Here is an 18,352-nt window from a genome sequence, read left to right on the forward strand (position 1 = left end):
ATACACCTGAACGAAGTTAAAACTGCTTCACTTGTATAAAGAAATAAGCTGAAAAATATCTAATGAAATGATGGATTTGAATTCTGCTTACAAAATCTTACAGGCAAGATGATTTACAACGGACAAAATTGTCCGTTAAATATTAGGACTGTCTGCTACAAAATTTGCGCATCATGACCATACGCCAACAACGTGCCGCTCAAAACCGAGAGGAATTACTGGAAGCCGCGATCCAAATATTCCGTACTCACGGCATTAATGCGCCTTTACAACTGGTGATTGATGAAGCCAAAGTCGGACGTGCAACCTTTTATCGTAATTTTGCTGACCGTCGCGCGCTGGTGATTGCCTTGATGGAACAAGCCTTGGAACGACTCGCGCAAAGAGCTGCCGAGTTTTCTCAATATGAAGATGGCTTTATCCGCCTTATTCAAAACCATGTCTATAACTTACCTTATTTGACTGCCTTGATGGAATATTGGCGGGTGATTGAACGTGATGATCCGATTATGGTGGACATTTATGCGCGGCGTGATGCGATCTTGCAGCCCTTGATTGATCAAGCCATTCGCCATCAAGTTTGTCGTCCCGATTTAACTACTCAAGACTATGCCATGATCACGGCGATTCTCCGCACCTCCTTTCAGGGCTTAACCGATACTGAACAACAGCAACTGGCACAGCGTGCCATTGAACTGTTGCTGAATGGTATTCGGGCATAGAAGGCGGGCTGATCATGTCACAAACTCCGCGCTTACTCGAACCCGCACCCGACTGGACACCTGAGGAAAAACCCACACTGCCCGGTTCGCCCGCGGTGATCGCTCACTCCAAGACCAAACGCATTCTGTATTTTTGTATTGGCTTGTTTATTGCCCTGTCTGCGAGTCTAAGTAATGGATTTATTACCGCCAATTTGCCCTTAATTCAGGGTGAATATGGACTCACTCCTTCGGAAGCAGCATGGATTCCTGCGGCTTATGTCATGGCGAATGTCAGTTCCAACCTGATTTTATTCAAAGCCCGCCAGCAATACGGCTTACGCTTATTCTCAGAAATTGGCTTGGTGATGTTCATTGCCGTACTGGTGCTGCATCTCTTTGTACACACCTTTGAAATGGCGGTCTTGGTGCGTTTTATCAGCGGGATGGTAGCGGCTCCGCTCAGTTCTTTAGGCATGTATTACATCATGCAAGCCTTTAAACGGGCAGATTTCGGACGCAGTATTTATTTGGCATTGGGCTTTCAACAACTGGGTATTCCTTTGGCGTGGATCATTTCGCCTTATCTGATTGACGTGAATAACTGGAATGTACTGTACACCTTTGAAATTGGCTTAGCCTTGTGCTGTTTTGCCATGGTGGTGTCATTAAAATTGCCGCGCAGCTTAAGAATTGCCGTGTTTGAAAAGCAGGATTTCTTGACCTTTGCCCTACTCGCCCCTGGGTTTGCCTTGCTATGTATTGTGCTGACACAAGGTCCGATTTTATGGTGGCTGGAAGTGAAATGGCTGGCGTATCTGCTGATTGCAGGTTTCAGCCTGATTGTGATCGGTCTGGTGTATGAACACTATCGGGTTAATCCCCTGATTATGACCCGTTGGCTTGGAGCAGCATCGACCATTCGCTTCATTATCGGAGCATTTGTGATTCGCTTTCTGATGTCCGAGCAAAGCTATGCTGCGGTGAATTTCTTAAAAACCATGGGCATGGGACCTGACCTGTTTGTACCGCTATATAGCATTATCTTTTTTGGGATTGTTGCGGGCACCTTATTCAGCGCCATCACCTTTTCGCGTGAACGAATTATTTGGCATTTACTGTTAGCCGAAGCCTTGGTGCTGATTGCCTGTGGTCTCGACTTTCATCTCACCAGTGATATTCGCCCCGCCAATTTTTATGGCAGCCAATTTCTGGTGGGTTTTGCCAGTGGCGCATTTATTGGTCCCTTGCTGGTAACTGGAATTATGAGTGCCATGCAAAAAGGGCCAACCCATATTGTGACCTTTATTGTGCTGTTTTCTGCCACGCAAACCTTTGGTGGCTTGGTCGGATCATCATTCTATTCCACCTACCAGCAAATGCGTACCCAAGAGTATCGTGCCGAAATCATTCGGCAGTTGCCAGAAACGAACCCGCTGATTGCACAGCGCCTGCAAAGCTATCAACAAAGCTCGCACAGCTACACCCTCGATCAAAGTTTAGAACAGCAGCAAGCCTTAAAAACACTGAATCAAGTGGTGACCCGTGAAGCGCAAGTTCGTGCCTATAACGATGTGATTAGTTTAAACGGTGTGATTGCCCTGCTGCTGTTACTGTGGGGTGCATTCCTCATTGCACGTAATCAGTATCAATTGCGGCAACAAGCCAAGCTGCCAAATTCCTAACCTATTGCCCTATTTATCGAGAAACTGTTATGTCTGAAGATCAAAAACCTGCAACATCCTCCGAAGAAGCTCCGCGGGCAGCGCCTCAGCCGATGACAATCGCTGCACCACCAAGCAAGCTGATTCCTACGGCAAAGCGAACCTTAATTCTGATGTTTATGGTATTGCTCCTCGGTATTGGCATTATTCTATGGGCATGGAAAATTGGTCCTTTTGACAGTGCTATTGAGTCGACGGACAACAGTTATGTCAAAGGCAAAACCACGGTACTGTCTTCGCAAATCAATGGTTATGTCAAAGATGTGCTGGTCAGTGATTTCGATCATGTCAAACAAGGGCAAGTGTTGATGCATATTGATGCCACCACCTATGATCAAAAAGTCACTCAGGCAGAAGCTGGGGTCGATCAGGCACAAAATAACCTGTCCAATCAAACCCAAAGCATCGCCCAGCGTAAAGCCGATATTGTGGCGGCGGAAGCCAAAGTGGAACAGGCACGCGCAGCCTATCAACTGTCTTTAGCACAACAGCAGCGTTATCAGCAATTGGGCAACTCAGGGGCAGCGTCCAAATCTGAACAGGACCAAGCCGTTGCCGATACCCAAAATAATTTGGCTTTGCTGCAACAGGCACAAGCCAATGTACTGGTTGCCCAAGAGGCGCTGAAAACCGCACAAGTCGCTGAAACAGGTTTAAAGGCTCAAGTCACCAATGCCGCAGCACAATTGGATCAGGCCAAAACCACAAAAGATTACAGCACCATCACCGCCCCAATGGATGGACAACTCGGTGAAGTCAATCCACGCGTGGGACAATATGTAGCCGCAGGTACACAATTGCTGTATCTGATTCCTCAACAAACTTGGGTCACGGCGAACTTTAAAGAAACTCAAATTGCCCATATGAAGATTGGGCAAAAAGCATGGTTTACAGTCGATGCACTTAATCATCAAAAATTTACCGGTCATGTGGAACAGATTTCCCCTGCCGCGGGTTCTGAATTCAGCGTGCTGAAAGCTGACAATGCCACAGGTAACTTTACCAAAGTGGTGCAGCGCATTGCGGTACGCATCGCCATTGATCCGAATCAGACGGGGATTGAAAACCTACGCCCAGGCATGTCCGTGATCAGTTCAGTCGATACCCACTCGGCACAGCACTAATTGCTGTGCAGAAACCCAAGCCTTCACTTAGACTATGCAACAAAACTGACTGACGAAACCCTCATGTTTGACCAAATTGCCCAAAGCATTCCTTATCAGCACATTCATGTGGATGGGTTTGAGATCACCATCAAGCGTTTGGATTTGGTGCATCCGCAGATTTCAGGCAACAAGTTTTTTAAACTGAAATACAATCTGCTGGCTGCTCAGCAGCAAGGCTATAAAAAACTGCTGACCTTTGGCGGTGCCTATTCCAATCATATTGCTGCTACAGCATATGCAGCACAGTGCTTTGGTTTTGAAAGCCTTGGGATAATTCGCGGGGAAGAACTGGCATCTAAGCCACTGAATCCGACCTTAAGTACAGCACAACAATTTGGCATGCAATTGCAGTTTGTTTCACGTGAAAACTATCGTCTCAAACAAAGCCCCGATTACTTGGCTCAACTACAGCAGGACTACCCGGATTATTACGTGATTCCTGAGGGCGGTACCAATACCCTCGCGATTCAAGGTTGTCAAGAAATCCTAAATTCGCAGGATCGTGAAAATTATGATGTGATCTGCTGCGCTGTCGGGACTGGCGGCACCATTACTGGTTTAATTGAAGCCAGTAATCCACATCAGCATGTACTCGGCTTTTCTGCCTTAAAAGGAGATTTCCTCACCACAGAGGTACAGCAACTCACCCATAAAACCAACTGGCAAATCACCGACCAATTTTGTTGTGGCGGCTATGCCAAAACCTCACCAGAACTACTGCAATTTATTCAGGACTTTGAGCAGTGCTACCAGATTCTGCTTGAACAAGTCTATACAGGAAAAATGCTGATGGGATTGTTTGAGCTGCTTCGACAAGGACACTTTACAGCAGGTCAGCGCATTTTAGTGATTCATACAGGTGGACTACAAGGTCGTTTAGCACAACTTTAGATAGTCCTGAAAAAGCAAAAAAGATGGTCTATAATGCCCTGCTTTATTCTCCCGTGAGTATGCCATGTCCACAAATCAATATGATGTCTTAGTTTTAGGTGCAGGTGCATCTGGGTTAATGACAGCCTATATGGCAGCTCAACGTGGACGTAAAGTGCTGGTGGTTGAAAAAGCCAATAAAGTCGGCAAAAAAATTCTAATGTCGGGGGGCGGTAAATGTAACTTTACCAACCTGTATGTCGAACCAAGCAACTTTATTTCACATAATCCACACTTTGTAATTTCTGCCCTAACCCGCTATACCAACTGGGATTTTATCGGCTTGGTGTGTACCTATGGCATTGAATACGAAGAACGTAAGCACGGTCAGTTATTCACCCTGAATGGCGCTAAAGAAATTTTAGCCATGCTATTGGCGGAATGTGAAAAAACAGGGCTGGTCGAGATTAAAACCAATTGCGAAGTCAAAGCCATTACTGCACTGGATGATCAAGGTTTTCAGACTGCGACCACGCTGGGATATTTTGAAACCGAATCTGTAGTGATTGCCTCAGGCGGTTTATCCATTCCAACCCTAGGCGGTTCGGGAATTGGTTATGACATTGCCAAGCAGTTTGGACATCATGTCTATCCAACCCGCGCAGGTTTAGTGCCGTTTACTTTCTCTGATCATTTCAAAGAAGTCACCACCAAACTTAGTGGTAATGCGGTCGATGCGACTTTATCCAATGAATTGAATAGTTTTACCGAAGCACTGCTGTTTACTCACCGTGGACTGAGTGGACCAAGCTCGCTGCAACTCTCAAACTATTGGGATGTCGGACAAAGTTTTAAAATCAACTTTTTACCTTATCTCGACGTGCTTGAATTCTTAATGCAGAAGAAAAAGAGCCAACCGAAAGTGCTACTCCGCACCCTTTTTGCCGAACATTTGCCAAAGAGTGTGGTGGCTGAACTACAAAATCTGATCTGGTTAGAACAAGCCGAAACAGCGATTGGCAATCTCAGCGATGAAAAGCTACAACAGATTGCCAACCGTTTACAAGCCTTTGAAGTCAAGCCATCTGGTACTGAAGGTTATCGTACTGCGGAAGTGACTTTAGGTGGTGTAGATACCACTGAGGTTTCATCCAAGACCATGGAAAGCAAAAAGCAGAAAGGACTGTACTTTGTCGGTGAAGTACTCGATGTGACTGGGCATTTAGGCGGTTTCAACTTCCAATGGGCATGGTCATCAGCCCATGCAGCATCACAATACGTTTGATCACTTAAAACGAAAACAGGCAGAGTCATTGACCCTGCCTGTTTTCGTTTTCTAGTGCATAGAATTATCTATGCATGAATTCCACGATTATTCTAAATAGTCAGTACGCAATAAATTCACTTGCGAATTAGTATCTACACGCTCAATCGCTTTTTGCATTTGGTTTAAACACTGTTGTTGTGTGTTAGTCGCAACTTCGGCCACTAAATTTAAGCGTGACAAGAATATTTTTAACATGATGATCCCCTTCATTATTGTTGTTTCTACGTCCAAGTATGCTTGCAGAATATGTCAGCAGTATTAAACTAAATACACGTTTATGCTGAATATTTTCTATAACTATAAATAGCACAGTAAAATTTAAAATGCGACTCTCTCAGCATAAAGTATTAGAACCATTGTTCCTCTGAATCTTCTACTTCCGCTGCTTGCTGCGGCTTCACCTGTGTTGCAAAAATAAATTTGTAAGCGCTGGCTAAAAATCCAAAGGTAATTCCCGCAATAATGATTGGGGCAATGATTTTATTAGGTGCTTTATTTTTCATTGTCTATCCTCATTCCAAAAGATCGATCTGCCTAAGCATGATCGATCTGAATAAAATTGAACACGTTATTTCGGGTCATTTTTTGGCTGAACATCCACATCCTGTTCGGCTTCACCCGTAGAACCATAAGGATTATTCAATGGTTTTTGCTCAGGGTCGACCAGCAACTCATCAGGAACCACCTGCTCACCTTGAGACGGCGATTGAGATTGCGACGTTGTCGAACTGGTCATCATCGGTTCTGTTTTTAGCGTCTGATCTGTATTGTGTTGTTTCGCCTGTTTTTTGGCACAGTCTATCAAATCGCTAAGAATGCGTTCCGCAGGTTGACGTCCACCTAAACCGAAGGCTAAGGCAAAGGCGACAGCCACGGCTCCCAGCGTTAAACCAAAAGCAAGATTAACAATGGAGTCGGCAATGCCCATGGCTTTTAAACCCATGGCAATCACCAGTCCCATAATCAGCACACGCACCAAATTGGCTAACCATAGCGAACTTTGATATTCACCACGTTGCACAATATTGGCCACCAGATTTGCCAGCCAGAAACCAATCACCAAGATGACTGCACCCAATAGAATATTGGCACCAAACTGAATAAACATGGAGATTAAAAGACTGACTTGCTCTAGCCCCAAACGGTTCGCAGCTTCGGATACTGCAAACAGCATGGTGAAAAATACAATCAGATAACCCACGATACATGAAATTTTGGTCGAACCCAGAAAGCGCTGAATATCCAGTTTTGCTGGAATGTCGTCGACACCTGTTCCTGCCACCACATCTACCACCAAATTGGCGACAAAACGTGACACCACATAGGCAATAATCAGAATCAGACCCGCTGCAATAATCTGCGGAATCGCATTCATAATTTCGTACAACATTGCAGTTGCAGGTTGTGAAATGGAATCAATTCCGAGTGCTTCAAAAGCAATGATCAGTGCCGTAATAATCACGATGGCAAATACAAATGAACCCAGCACTTGCGCCAAGTTCGAGTTTTTAAACAGCCCGATTTTTTGTGCTTGGCTTTGCAGATCTAGACTACGTACCAATCCCTCTAAAATGCCGCGGACAATCTTCGCCAAAATATAGCCAACAAAGACAATCACAATGGCAATAAACAGATTTGGTAGATAGGAAATAACTTCATTCAACATATTTTGAATTGGGAACAGCAAGCCCGTCAAACCTAAAATTGACAGCACAATTGGAAGAAATAATAACAAAATCAACCAATAGACAATCTCGCTGATGTTCTGACTGATGGGACTGACACCGACATCTTCACTCAGTTTTTCATCCAGTTGCGTCCGATCCAGTAGCTTTTTCAACCCGACTTTCACTAAATTGGCAAAAATCCAGCCAATAAAAGCGACCGCAGCCGCAGCCAAAAGCTGAGGAATAAACAATAAGAACTGTTGAATCATGTTACTGAATGGACCACTGACACTGGTCAGGTTCAAGGCATTTAACGCACCAATCACGGCGATCAACAGCACAATCCAAAACACAATTCTGGAAACGATATTTTCAATATTGGAACGGTGCCCTGTCGCACCTGAGAGTTTTTGATTGGTGCCCAATTTGGACAAGACCTTCTTCACCGCAGCGGCAATGACCAAGGCAATCACCCAGCCGATCAGCAAAATCGCAACTGCCGCCAAAATAGGATAGAACTGGTCCCAGAAATACCAGCCATGCATTTCAGGATTTCGCATCCCACCGTCAAAAAAATCATTCATGTGATCTTCCCTCTTTTTTATTTCTGCAAATTTTTCAGCTCATTTAAGGCTAAATTGTTATCTTGATTTAAAAGTCACGAGGTACTTATCCACCTTAGGATTTGTACTTTTTTTAATCAACACACATATGCATAATTACAACAAAAGGGAACACCCCAATAGCAAAAAGCCCCAACTGGTTCAGTCAGAGCTTTTGTATCATCAAATTTAGAAACTTAAAAATATGCGTTTAACTCAAGAAAATTCACCGTGAATACTTGCATCGAACCCCATCCTCGTTTTCAAGGACAATCCCCGTTGCACATTCCTAATTTGGCGTTCCGCTTGAGAGCATGTACACCACAAGTGCTAAGAAAAAGATACCGACTAAGATAAGCATGTACACTGGTAAGCGTTTTTTTTGTCTTATTTCTTCAGCACTCGTGACATGAGGCGGTTTATTGAAATCATGTACCATGGTCCCCTCACTATGTTCATCCCTTGTTGAATTTTTATACTATCAACAAAAAATATAAAGTTGTGTGAAGAAGCATTATGAGATCGTGAGCGCTTGTAAATCATTTGTAGATCAAGCAGCTTCATGAATTATCACCGCTGACTTTAGTCACTTATTTCAAAAAATACCATACGGTAATTGCACTTGCCCCTGCTCAATCACCATTTCATGCTCATCTTTTAAATCGACCCCAGAAAGCTGCAGTTGTTCAGACTTGCGCATCAATGCCATTAAGCGTTGCACGGCGGTCACTTCATCCAGTCCTGCAGGGCGGACATTGGAAATACAGTTGCGCATGGCATCATGACACCCTTTTTGGGCTTGCCAGGTATAGTAGATGCCCATGCTATCTGGCGAGCTCAACCCGGGGCGTTCCCCAATCAGCATCACCAGCATTTTCGCCTGCAAGATTTGTGCAATTTCATCGCCCAAGGCAACGCGGCTGCCCGTCGCAATGACCACAGGTGCAACTGTCCAGCCTTGCTGTACACACGCGGCTTGCAGTTTGACAAGCAAACTGACGGCATTATCTTCAATTGCCCGTGCAGACAAACCATCACCTGCCACAATCAAGACATCAAAGGGCTGTTGACCTGTTTCGAATTGCATCGTTTTAAGCATTTGCCTTGAAACTTCGGATAGCTCTCGTCCTAAATCGGGACGTTTCAGATAGGTGTCTTTATCTAGCGCACAACTGCTGACCTGTACGAATGTGATCTGCTGTTGTTGCAACTGCTGACTTAACATCTCCAGATCTAGCGGTTTTAATACGGCATCTTTGGCTTGGGCATGTGCCAATTGAAACTCTAACAGTGGACGCGTCGGCAGGCTGCCCCCTGTCCGCCCCAACGCAATTCTGGCATCGGTAAACTGTTTCAGTTGTTCCCAACTGTTTTTCTCAAACCGCGGGGTATATTGCACATCATAATGTAGTTTCATCAAGCTCCCCCAAACTATGACAGCAGCAAGCGCGAGAATTTTTCGGGCATCTGCTGTGGCCATTCCAGCAGTGAAGATTGCTGTTTCAAAATGCCTTGCTGTTCTAACCAGTATGCAAATTCAGGTGCGGGCGATAGCCCCAACAACTGGCGAATATAGAGGGCATCATGGAAAGAAGTGGTTTGATAATTCAGCATCACATCATCTGAACCCGGAATGCCCATAATAAAGTTAATCCCCGCATTGGCTAAGAGGGTCAGCAATACATCCATATCATCCTGATCGGCATCGGCATGGTTGGTATAACAAATATCACAACCCATTGGCACCCCCAGTAACTTGCCGCAGAAATGATCTTCCAAACCTGCCCGAATAATCTGTTTACCGTTATAGAGATATTCTGGACCAATAAAACCTACCACGGTATTGACCAGAAAAGGATGATATTTACGTGCCACTGCATAAGCTCGGGCTTCGATGGTTTGCTGATCTACCCCATGATGGGTTTGGCTGGACAATGCACTGCCCTGACCCGTTTCAAAATACATGACATTCTGACCCACCGTACCCCGTTTTAAGCTCAGGGCTGCTTCATATCCTTCTTGCAATAACGCTAGATTAATCCCAAAAGCGCTATTGGCTTGTTCCGTGCCTGCAATGGACTGGAACATCAAATCAATCGGCACATTTTTATTGGCCAGTTGAATACCCGAGCTGACATGGGTCAGCACACAAGACTGGGTAGGGATGTCGTATTCATGAATAATGTAATCCAGCAGCTTGAGCAGTTCTGACAGATTCTGCAAGTTATCTGTGGCAGGGTTAATGCCAATCACGGCATCGCCATTGCCATACATCAAACCATCCAAAATGCTGGCAGAAATTCCCAGTACATCATCGGTCGGATGATTGGGCTGTAAGCGGGTCGAGAGGTGCCCTTCCAAGCCAATGGTATTGCGGAATTGGGTAATCACACGGCATTTTTTCGCCACCAGAATCAAATCCTGATTACGCATAATCTTGCTGACGGCTGCCACCATTTCTGGCGTTAAACCCATCTGTAGCGCAGTCAATTTTTCAGTCGTAGCATCCGCACTCAATAACCAATTCCGCAGATCTCCCACCGTGAAGTGGGAGATAGGATAAAATGCCTCGGCATCATGTTCATCTAAAATTAATCGGGTCACTTCATCCTGTTCATACGGAATCAAGGCTTCGTTCAAAAACTGTTTTAAGGGGACATCTGCCAAGCACATTTGCGCCGCGACACGTTCCGTCGCATCTTGCGCAGCAATGCCTGCTAACTGATCTCCCGAACGTTCAGGTGTGGCTTTGGCCATGAGTGTTCTCAAATCTGCAAAAACATAATGCTGATGTGCGACATTAATCCGATAGCTCACTCCCCACACTCCTTAGCTATTTAATTCTTGTTCTGCGGCTTGGATATTGGCAAATTCTTCTTCTGGGGTGCCTGCGACCAAATGATGACGGCTGTAGATCAAGAAATACAGGATAAACACCGCATAAATGGCTGCCGCCATAAACCAGACTTTCGGATCCACCACAAAGCCTGCAACCGTCGCAATTGCCGCCAAAACCAAAGCAATTGAAGCGGTCACAATCCCGCCAGGTGCTTTGTAGGGACGGGGCAGATTCGGTTTGGCAATTTTCAATTTAATGTACGCCATCATCATCAATACATAGGAAATGGTAGCACCAAAAACTGCCATCAAAATCAGTAAATCCCCCTCTCCCGATAAAGACAGCATAAACCCAATCACCCCAGGAATAATGATGGCTAAATGAGGTGCGTGGTTTTTATTTGTTAATGAAAGTTTCTTTGGTAAATAACCTGCACGGGACAGGGCAAAAATCTGACGGGAATAAGCATAAATAATCGAGAAGAAACTGGCGATCAAACCTGCCAGACCCACAAAGTTAACAAAACCTGCCAGCCACGTATTTTCCCCATACACCACTTTTAAGGCATCAACCAAAGGTGCCCCTGATTCTTTCAGGCTATCCGCGCCTGCTGCACCTGCGCCCAAGAACAAAATTGCCAAAGCAAACACCGCTAAAATCAGCATTGAACCGATCAAACCACGCGGTAAAGATTTATGCGGCTCCTTGGCTTCTTCTGCCGCCAAAGGCACGCCTTCCACCGCTAAGAAAAACCAGATGGCATAAGGCACAGCCGCCCAAATCCCCAAATAGCCCAAAGGTAAAAAGGCACTTGCCCCAGCCGCATCGGCTTTAACAGGAATATCCAATAATTTCTGACTGTCAAAATGAGGGAACATTGCTGCAATAAAGACCAACAATGCCACGGCTGCCACTGCAGTTATGATGAAGATAATTTTTAAGGCTTCCCCTGCACCTTTTAGGTGAATCCCCATGAAGAATAGATAGCAGAGTAAATAGACGAACCATCCGCCAATCCCAAATAGAGATTCACAATAGGCACCGATGAATACAGCAATGGCTGCGGGTGCGATGGCATATTCAATCAGAATCGCAGTGCCTGTTAAATAGCCACCCAAAGGTCCAAAGGCAGTCCGTGCAAAGCTATAGCCTCCACCTGCCGTCGGCAGCATGGTCGACATCTCCGACATGGCTAAACACATACATAAATACATAATTGCGACAATGATGGTGGCAATGAACATGCCGCCCCAGCCACCTTGTGCTAAGCCAAAGTTCCAGCCAGCAAAGTCACCCGAAATGACATAGGCAACCCCAAGCCCAATTAACAGTAACCACCCTACCGCGCCTTGTTTGAGTTTGCGCTGTGCAAAATACTCACTATTGGCATGATGATGGGGATTAGCTTCTGCAACGACACTTTTAACATTTGACATAAGCACCTCGACCTCGCTAGATACTTAAATCCAATGCATAAGCTGTACCAGTTTTGACTTTTAGGTCAAAATGATTTGGATTTATACGAGAAATCAGTGTCTTATCTTAGATGCCAAAATTCGCGCTTTTTCCTCGCGTGTGAATGACTCAGGGAAGCCCAGCACCCACAAAGAATATGTAACCAATCTGCCGCATGAATGTGAAATTGGAGTATAATCACGCACCTCGTTTTGAATGCTCCTAATCCTTATGGCGTATAGTCAACAGAGTGTCACACTTGATCTTGACACCGACGTCACACATCAATGTGCACTACACTACACACGTGATCAGCATCTGATTGGTATTATTGAATTTACCAAGCCAAGCTATGTGCTGAAATGGGGTGATTTAGAATATTTCCGTCGTCGTACCGAAGAATTTTCCGTCATGCCATTCCCAGAATGTGTGAATGCCATGATTGTGGATATTCGTAATATCGCCGCATTTCTGGACAATGAAGTTCCGATTCTGCCGTGGCGTTTAGTGGAAGAAGAATGCCCTGTCCGTTTAGTGGTTCCGCATGACCGTTTGGAATATTATGCGGGCTTCTTTGAACCAACATGGCTCAGCACTGATTTAGACAGTGCCATCTATGAAATCCGAGATTTCATGGATATGTTTGTTCACTAAGTTTAAGCAATAAAAAAATCCTCCATTTGGGAGGATTTTTCATTTTAGACTCAGCCATTCCATCTGAATGACTTTGGCACTTACCAGTAATTTTCGACCGCAATATTGCCTTCACCACGGCGATTCATGGTTAAACCGCGTGCTTTTAATGCTTCTTTGGTGTCTTCCACCATTTGCGGATTACCACACAACATCACATGACTGGTTGCAGGATTCAACTGGCAGCCAACTGCCTGTTCAAGTGCACCATTCTCAATCAATATCGGCAAACGCTCATGTAAAGCCGCTTGCGGATCACGGGTCACAATCGGCACAAATTTAAAGCCTGTATGCCCTTCACCAAAAGTCTGCGCAATCTCTTGAATACGCTCTACATAAGCCAATTCGGAAGCAGTGCGAACACTATAGACCAAATGAATATGTTGATATTTGCTCCATGTGTCAAAGTCTTGCAGCATGGACACAAAAGGCGCCAAGCCCGTGCCTGTCGCCAACAGCCATAAGTCCTGAGGCAATGGCAACTGATAACGGGTCAGCGTCAAGAATCCGTAAGGGATTTTCTCTAAATACAGTTCATCGTCCACTTGCAAGTGTTGCAAGTTGGAGGTAAAGGCCCCATCGGGTACCACGATTGAAAAGAATTCCAAGGTTTCGTCAAACGGTGAGGACACAATTGAATACGCACGAACCACCAATTCATCCCCGACTTTTAAACCAATACGGGCAAATTGACCTGCGGTAAACTTAAAATGTGCAGGACGTGTCATGGTGAAACTAAATAAAGTATTGGTCCAACGCTGAACAGATAAAACCTTTTCTACGCTAAATTTTTCAATTGACATGATTTCGACGTGGCATCAAAGACTGCGCTCATGTTAGCATGACAATATAATTTATTAATATTTTTTAAATGTTAAGGCTACATTCATGCGCATGACTTTACGCCAATTGGCTGTTTTTGTAGCAGTCGCTCAGGAAGGCACCGTGACTAAAGCCAGTGACGCGGTGAAGTTGACTCAAAGTGCTGCAAGTATGGCACTGGCAGATCTGGAAGATGGTTTAGGGGCGCCACTGTTTGACCGCTTAGGTAAACGTCTGCAATTGAATGATTTAGGTCGCTTTCTTTTGCCTCAAGCCCTTGAAATTCTGGGTCGCTGTGAAGCCTTTGAACAAGCGGCTAAAGGCGAGTTACAAAGTATCGATTTGCGTTTAGGGGCAACCTTAACCATTAGCGATTACTTAATGCCTGACCTGATGGCCAACTTTTTACAAATTCAACCGCAAGCACATTTACAACTGCAAGTTGGCAATACTCGCCAGATGATTGAAGCGGTAAATCAATTCCAGTTGGATTTAGCCCTGATTGAAGGTTCTTGTCATTTACCCCAATTGCAATGCATCCATTGGCGTGATGATGAACTAGCGGTATGTTGTGCACCAGATCATCCTCTGGCTCGTTTGAATCGCGAATTGAGTCCTGCCGATTTTGATCATGTCGAATGGATTTTGCGTGAAGAAGGTTCAGGTACACGTGAGGTGTTTGACAATGCCATCTTGCAAGACTTGCCTGATGCCAATATTCGTTTAACACTTGGGCATAACGAAGCTATTTTAAAGATTGTGGCAGGTGGTTTGGGTATGTCCTGTATCTCGAAGCTTGCCATTGAACCGTTACAAGAGAAAGGCCAATTGGTGGTGCTCAATACCCCATTCTGGCAACTTTCCCGTCCTTTATTCATGTTAGTACATCGTCAAAAGTATCAAGGACCAGGCTTAAAAGCCTTTATGAAATTCTGTGAAGGTTAATCCGCTAGTGTAAAAATACTCCCAGCTGGGAGTATTTTTATGCTTGCTATTTAACGATGGAATTGACGTTCACATGGAATTCCATCCTCATCTCCATCCATTTCAGTACTTGGGCAATTTCTTAAGAAAAATACAGCTTCTTCATAAGAATGCATTTGGCTACAATGAGTTCGTCCATCACATGTGAATTTGGAAACCTGTTCGCTCTTTTGCACCGCGGCCAGTTTTGATGTTTCTAACGGTGCGGATGAGGTGGCACTCACCTGCTGTGTATTCACGGCATAGCCCACCGTATCTAAATTCTTACGCCCCTGCGCTGACAGAATTCGATCAGGCAAATGACCCAAAGCCTCTCGCTGTTGCTCCACAATTCGCTTTTGTTCTTGAATAAGTTGTTCCGCTTTTAACTTTTTGGCGACACGATAATCCTGAACTTTTTGATAGGTCACAAAACCTAATCCAGCAATCACAATCAGAACCAATAAAATAATGTATTTTAAGTGTGATCTTGGTTTCTTGGGCAGAATGATTTTCTCTGCAGGCGGCACCGATTGGTAACTAAAGCTCTGCTTCTCAAAAAGTAGTTGATCATCCTCTGGTTTTAAATCAAGCCGCACAATATCGGATGCCTTAAATTTTCCTTGCTCTTCGACAATGCGGAACTTGAGCTGCTCTCCCTCATTCGGCTTGATGTGCCAGCTCGGGAAATCCTTAATGTGGAAAAAGACATCTTGTGGCTCATCCTCAACCTGAATAAAGCCAAAGCTACGTGCAGAGTTGTAGTGCTTGATCTTCCCCTCTAGAAACATAATACGCCCTAAACTTTTTATTTTTTTCTATTCTAATCAATAAAAAAGAGACCCTAAAGTCTCTTTGTTTAATTCGAAAAAAAATAATACCCTTGCTTCGTGATCAACGTCTAAAGTTTGTCAATAAAGCAGAAGTAATCGATTTATTGTGCGTAGACACTTTTGATTTCTTGGCTTTCGCAGAGTTATCTTCTACACGCTCAATTTTAATGGCTTTCAGCTTATTGCCATTTTCAACCACTACAAATTTTACGCGTTCGTTACGTTTCGGCTCACCATCGGCAAGCGGAAAATCAGAGATATGAAAGAAAATATCCTCTTCAGACGTCGCGATAAAACCGTAACCTTTATCTGCGTTGTATTGTCTAATTTTTCCTTGTTGAAACTCAGACTTCATTCATTTTCCCCTTTTCTGGAAATAAGCGAGCTAGCACATAAAAAAGAGGCTATCACAGCCTCCCATTTAGGCTATAGCCATCCTTAATCTTTTTGTACCGAACCAAAGATTTTATCACCTGCATCGCCTAAACCAGGCACAATATAACCTTGCGCATTTAGACCTTCATCCACTGATGCAGTAAAAATCGTCACATCTGGATGTGCATCTTCAACTTTTTTAATGCCTTCTGGTGCCGCAACCAAAACCATCACGCGAATGTCTTTACAACCGCTGGCTTTCAATACATCAATCGCTGCAACCAATGAAGAACCTGTAGCAAGCATTGGGTCAATGATCATCGCAATACGGTTTTGGACATCTGGAACCAATTTTTTATAGTAAGTACGCGCTTCTAAAGTCTCTTCATCACGCTCTAAGCCCAATACTGAAACTTTGGCACTTGGAATCAGGTTTAAGAAACCATCCAACATACCAATACCCGCACGTAAAATTGGCACAACCGTGATTTTTTTACCAGCAATGCGTTGGGTTGTCACTTTACCCGCCCAACCATCAACCTCATGATCCACCACTGGTAAATCTTTAGTGGCTTCATAGGTCAGCAACATGGTCACTTCCTGAGCCAATTCACGGAAATTCTTGGTACTAATATCAGCACGACGCAATAAGCCAAGTTTATGACGAATCAGTGGATGACGAATTTCATGAATAGCCACGGGAGTACACCTAAAAAGATAAAAACATAATTCCTATTATTATAAATGTTTTTTATAAATCTTATAAGAAAAAAAAGCCCCCGACTGGCGAGGGCTTTTTGATTAACACGATAATTTTACAATTATTGACGCGTTAACATGAAATGTAATGGCGATAAAATCTCAGCTTGCAATGCCATTTTGATAATTGGATCTGGATAGATACCGATCACCAATACAGCCAATGCCGCAAGTAATACCATAATACCACCCACTTTTTGACCCCAATGATCAACCGCGTCAATACGTGGCGTATCTGGTGGTGTCATGTACATTACCACCATTACACGAAGGTAGTAGTACAAACCAATACCTGAACCCACCACAATCATGGCAGCCAAGAACCAGTGCTGAGTCGTTACTGCAGCCATCACCACCAAGAACTTACCAATGAAGCCAGCAGTTAATGGAATACCCGCTAAAGACAACATCATGACAGTTAGCGTTGCAGTTAACACTGGACGACGCCAGAATAAACCACGGTAATCCGCCAAACTTTCTGCTTCATCAACATTGTTGTATGGGCTAGACATCAGCGCGACTGCACCGAATGCACCAATCGTCGTTAACACATAAGTGATTACGTAAACTGATACGTTGCCTAAGCTTGCATAGGTCATGCTGATTAAACCAATCAGTAAGTAACCGAAATGTGCAATCGATGAATAACCGAGAATACGCTTCAAGTTCACTTGACGTACTGCCAAGAAGTTACCCACTAGAATTGAAAGCACAGCAATAATCGTAATGATTGTTACAAGTGACTCGACCAACATTGCACCAGAAGTCAGTAAGAAACGGACAAACAAACCAATGGTCGCAACTTTCGCAGCGGTTGCAAGGAAGGTTGCAATCGGTGCTGGTGCACCTGCATAAACGTCTGGCGTCCATTTGTGGAATGGAGCCAATGAAAGCTTAAAGCCTACTGCAAAAATAATCAGTGCTAAACCAAGGAGTACCATTGGTTGACGGATATTTTGCATTAATGCTTGGAAAGATTCATAGAAAGACAATGAACCGGTATAAGCATAAATATACGCCATACCCATTAACAACATTGCCGAAGCTGTTGCAGAAAGCACGAGGTATTTAATACCCGCTTCTAATGAGTTTGCACGCTGATGCGTATACGCCAACATACCGTAAACAGGAATCGACATTAACTCTAAGCTAATGAAGAAAGATGCATAGTGCGAACTTGCCACCATTAACATTGCGCCCGCGACCGAGCACAGCATTAAGATATACAGTTCTTCACGGTTATCTTTATAAGTTTCGATATAAGCATGTGACAACGTACAGCATGCAAGCGAAGCAATTAAGATGACCAATTGATAGAGCATGGTGAACGGATCCACCATGAACATGCCCATCACGTTTGATGGTGCAAATTGCCCACCAAACATGTTCAATAAAATATTTGCCGCAGCAAGGTTTAAGCCGACCACAGAAGCTGTTGCGATTAAATTATGGTTACGTTTAATCGAAGTGAGAATCATCACAACGACCGCGGTCAACGCCACGATCATTACAGGAGCTAATGGCATAAGCTCAGAAAAAGACATTGTGAAGTTCAT

General features: G+C 44.3%; 18 protein-coding genes. 7 read left to right on the forward strand and 11 right to left on the reverse strand.

From position 1 onward, the window contains the following. Window positions 1-173 precede the first annotated feature (173 nt). The 5 genes from GWK51_RS03310 to GWK51_RS03330 all read left to right on the forward strand — a co-directional run bounded on the left by GWK51_RS03310 (window position 174) and on the right by GWK51_RS03330 (window position 5,746). Entirely contained in the window at window positions 174-722 is a 549-nt protein-coding gene (locus GWK51_RS03310) for a TetR/AcrR family transcriptional regulator (RefSeq protein ID WP_142769344.1), read from the forward strand. A gap of 14 nt (window positions 723-736) precedes the next feature. Continuing rightward, window positions 737-2,386, forward strand: a complete 1,650-nt coding sequence (locus GWK51_RS03315) for an MFS transporter (RefSeq protein ID WP_161932641.1) — start codon at window positions 737-739, stop codon at window positions 2,384-2,386. A gap of 29 nt (window positions 2,387-2,415) precedes the next feature. Next, a complete protein-coding gene (locus tag GWK51_RS03320; RefSeq protein ID WP_161932642.1) occupies window positions 2,416-3,549 on the forward strand; it encodes an HlyD family secretion protein in 1,134 nt (377 codons plus the stop codon). A 63-nt stretch (window positions 3,550-3,612) separates the two neighbouring features. After that, window positions 3,613-4,482, forward strand: coding sequence for a 1-aminocyclopropane-1-carboxylate deaminase/D-cysteine desulfhydrase (locus tag GWK51_RS03325; protein ID WP_161932643.1), 870 nt, complete (start codon window positions 3,613-3,615; stop codon window positions 4,480-4,482). A gap of 64 nt (window positions 4,483-4,546) precedes the next feature. Further along, window positions 4,547-5,746, forward strand: a complete 1,200-nt coding sequence (locus GWK51_RS03330) for a BaiN/RdsA family NAD(P)/FAD-dependent oxidoreductase (protein ID WP_161932644.1) — start codon at window positions 4,547-4,549, stop codon at window positions 5,744-5,746. Window positions 5,747-5,833: 87 nt separating this feature from the next. On the opposite strand, the gene GWK51_RS03335 is transcribed toward GWK51_RS03330, so the two are convergent. The 6 genes from GWK51_RS03335 to eat all read right to left on the reverse strand — a co-directional run bounded on the left by GWK51_RS03335 (window position 5,834) and on the right by eat (window position 12,332). Further along, on the reverse strand, window positions 5,834-5,983 hold the full coding sequence (locus GWK51_RS03335; RefSeq protein WP_161932645.1) for a hypothetical protein: 150 nt from the start codon (window positions 5,981-5,983) through the stop codon (window positions 5,834-5,836). A 152-nt stretch (window positions 5,984-6,135) separates the two neighbouring features. Further along, window positions 6,136-6,291 carry a hypothetical protein gene (locus tag GWK51_RS16445; RefSeq protein WP_171519125.1) on the reverse strand — a complete coding sequence of 52 codons (156 nt, stop codon included), beginning with the start codon at window positions 6,289-6,291 and terminating at the stop codon, window positions 6,136-6,138. A 65-nt stretch (window positions 6,292-6,356) separates the two neighbouring features. Continuing rightward, complete coding sequence (locus GWK51_RS03340; RefSeq protein ID WP_161932646.1) at window positions 6,357-8,039, reverse strand: mechanosensitive ion channel; 1,683 nt, start codon at window positions 8,037-8,039, stop codon at window positions 6,357-6,359. Between the two features lie 613 nt (window positions 8,040-8,652). Further along, window positions 8,653-9,474, reverse strand: coding sequence for an ethanolamine ammonia-lyase subunit EutC (gene eutC, locus GWK51_RS03345; RefSeq protein ID WP_161932647.1), 822 nt, complete (start codon window positions 9,472-9,474; stop codon window positions 8,653-8,655). A 14-nt stretch (window positions 9,475-9,488) separates the two neighbouring features. Beyond that, complete coding sequence (locus GWK51_RS03350) at window positions 9,489-10,874, reverse strand: ethanolamine ammonia-lyase subunit EutB (RefSeq protein ID WP_161932648.1); 1,386 nt, start codon at window positions 10,872-10,874, stop codon at window positions 9,489-9,491. Between the two features lie 12 nt (window positions 10,875-10,886). After that, on the reverse strand, window positions 10,887-12,332 hold the full coding sequence (gene eat, locus GWK51_RS03355; protein ID WP_161932649.1) for an ethanolamine permease: 1,446 nt from the start codon (window positions 12,330-12,332) through the stop codon (window positions 10,887-10,889). A gap of 250 nt (window positions 12,333-12,582) precedes the next feature. Here eat and GWK51_RS03360 point away from each other — a divergent pair, with 250 nt between their 5' ends. Then, window positions 12,583-13,005, forward strand: a complete 423-nt coding sequence (locus tag GWK51_RS03360) for a hypothetical protein (RefSeq protein WP_142769351.1) — start codon at window positions 12,583-12,585, stop codon at window positions 13,003-13,005. 80 nt (window positions 13,006-13,085) lie between these two features. Here the strand turns inward: GWK51_RS03360 and GWK51_RS03365 are convergent, their stop codons facing one another. Then, a complete protein-coding gene (locus GWK51_RS03365; RefSeq protein ID WP_161932650.1) occupies window positions 13,086-13,847 on the reverse strand; it encodes a ferredoxin--NADP reductase in 762 nt (253 codons plus the stop codon). An 85-nt stretch (window positions 13,848-13,932) separates the two neighbouring features. Here GWK51_RS03365 and gigC point away from each other — a divergent pair, with 85 nt between their 5' ends. Continuing rightward, entirely contained in the window at window positions 13,933-14,811 is an 879-nt protein-coding gene (gene gigC, locus GWK51_RS03370; RefSeq protein ID WP_100242498.1) for a LysR family transcriptional regulator GigC, read from the forward strand. A 50-nt stretch (window positions 14,812-14,861) separates the two neighbouring features. Here gigC and GWK51_RS03375 read toward each other — a convergent pair whose 3' ends face one another. From GWK51_RS03375 to nuoN, 4 genes are all read right to left on the reverse strand, one after another. Further along, window positions 14,862-15,620, reverse strand: a complete 759-nt coding sequence (locus tag GWK51_RS03375) for a cold shock domain-containing protein (protein WP_161932651.1) — start codon at window positions 15,618-15,620, stop codon at window positions 14,862-14,864. A 103-nt stretch (window positions 15,621-15,723) separates the two neighbouring features. Next, the gene (locus GWK51_RS03380) at window positions 15,724-16,017 is read right to left on the reverse strand and encodes a cold-shock protein (protein WP_161932652.1); all 294 of its coding nucleotides are present in this window, start codon (window positions 16,015-16,017) and stop codon (window positions 15,724-15,726) included. Between the two features lie 83 nt (window positions 16,018-16,100). Then, a complete protein-coding gene (gene upp, locus GWK51_RS03385; protein WP_100242495.1) occupies window positions 16,101-16,736 on the reverse strand; it encodes a uracil phosphoribosyltransferase in 636 nt (211 codons plus the stop codon). Window positions 16,737-16,858: 122 nt separating this feature from the next. Beyond that, entirely contained in the window at window positions 16,859-18,352 is a 1,494-nt protein-coding gene (gene nuoN, locus GWK51_RS03390) for an NADH-quinone oxidoreductase subunit NuoN (RefSeq protein WP_100242494.1), read from the reverse strand.

Source organism: Acinetobacter kanungonis (assembly GCF_009939195.1).
GTDB classification, from domain to species: domain Bacteria; phylum Pseudomonadota; class Gammaproteobacteria; order Pseudomonadales; family Moraxellaceae; genus Acinetobacter; species Acinetobacter kanungonis.

Excerpts from the sequence above, each read along its gene's own strand:
- GWK51_RS03335 (WP_161932645.1), bottom strand. The coding sequence starts at position 5,983 with ATGTTAAAAATATTCTTGTCACGCTTAAATTTAGTGGCCGAAGTTGCG.
- gigC (WP_100242498.1), top strand. The coding sequence starts at position 13,933 with ATGCGCATGACTTTACGCCAATTGGCTGTTTTTGTAGCAGTCGCTCAG.
- GWK51_RS03330 (WP_161932644.1), top strand. The coding sequence starts at position 4,547 with ATGTCCACAAATCAATATGATGTCTTAGTTTTAGGTGCAGGTGCATCT.
- GWK51_RS03360 (WP_142769351.1), top strand. The coding sequence starts at position 12,583 with ATGGCGTATAGTCAACAGAGTGTCACACTTGATCTTGACACCGACGTC.
- GWK51_RS03320 (WP_161932642.1), top strand. The coding sequence starts at position 2,416 with ATGTCTGAAGATCAAAAACCTGCAACATCCTCCGAAGAAGCTCCGCGG.
- eat (WP_161932649.1), bottom strand. The coding sequence starts at position 12,332 with ATGTCAAATGTTAAAAGTGTCGTTGCAGAAGCTAATCCCCATCATCAT.
- GWK51_RS03310 (WP_142769344.1), top strand. The coding sequence starts at position 174 with ATGACCATACGCCAACAACGTGCCGCTCAAAACCGAGAGGAATTACTG.
- GWK51_RS03315 (WP_161932641.1), top strand. The coding sequence starts at position 737 with ATGTCACAAACTCCGCGCTTACTCGAACCCGCACCCGACTGGACACCT.
- GWK51_RS03380 (WP_161932652.1), bottom strand. The coding sequence starts at position 16,017 with ATGAAGTCTGAGTTTCAACAAGGAAAAATTAGACAATACAACGCAGAT.
- GWK51_RS03375 (WP_161932651.1), bottom strand. The coding sequence starts at position 15,620 with ATGTTTCTAGAGGGGAAGATCAAGCACTACAACTCTGCACGTAGCTTT.
- eutC (WP_161932647.1), bottom strand. The coding sequence starts at position 9,474 with ATGAAACTACATTATGATGTGCAATATACCCCGCGGTTTGAGAAAAAC.
- GWK51_RS03365 (WP_161932650.1), bottom strand. The coding sequence starts at position 13,847 with ATGTCAATTGAAAAATTTAGCGTAGAAAAGGTTTTATCTGTTCAGCGT.
- GWK51_RS16445 (WP_171519125.1), bottom strand. The coding sequence starts at position 6,291 with ATGAAAAATAAAGCACCTAATAAAATCATTGCCCCAATCATTATTGCG.
- GWK51_RS03325 (WP_161932643.1), top strand. The coding sequence starts at position 3,613 with ATGTTTGACCAAATTGCCCAAAGCATTCCTTATCAGCACATTCATGTG.
- nuoN (WP_100242494.1), bottom strand. The coding sequence starts at position 18,352 with ATGAACTTCACAATGTCTTTTTCTGAGCTTATGCCATTAGCTCCTGTA.
- GWK51_RS03340 (WP_161932646.1), bottom strand. The coding sequence starts at position 8,039 with ATGAATGATTTTTTTGACGGTGGGATGCGAAATCCTGAAATGCATGGC.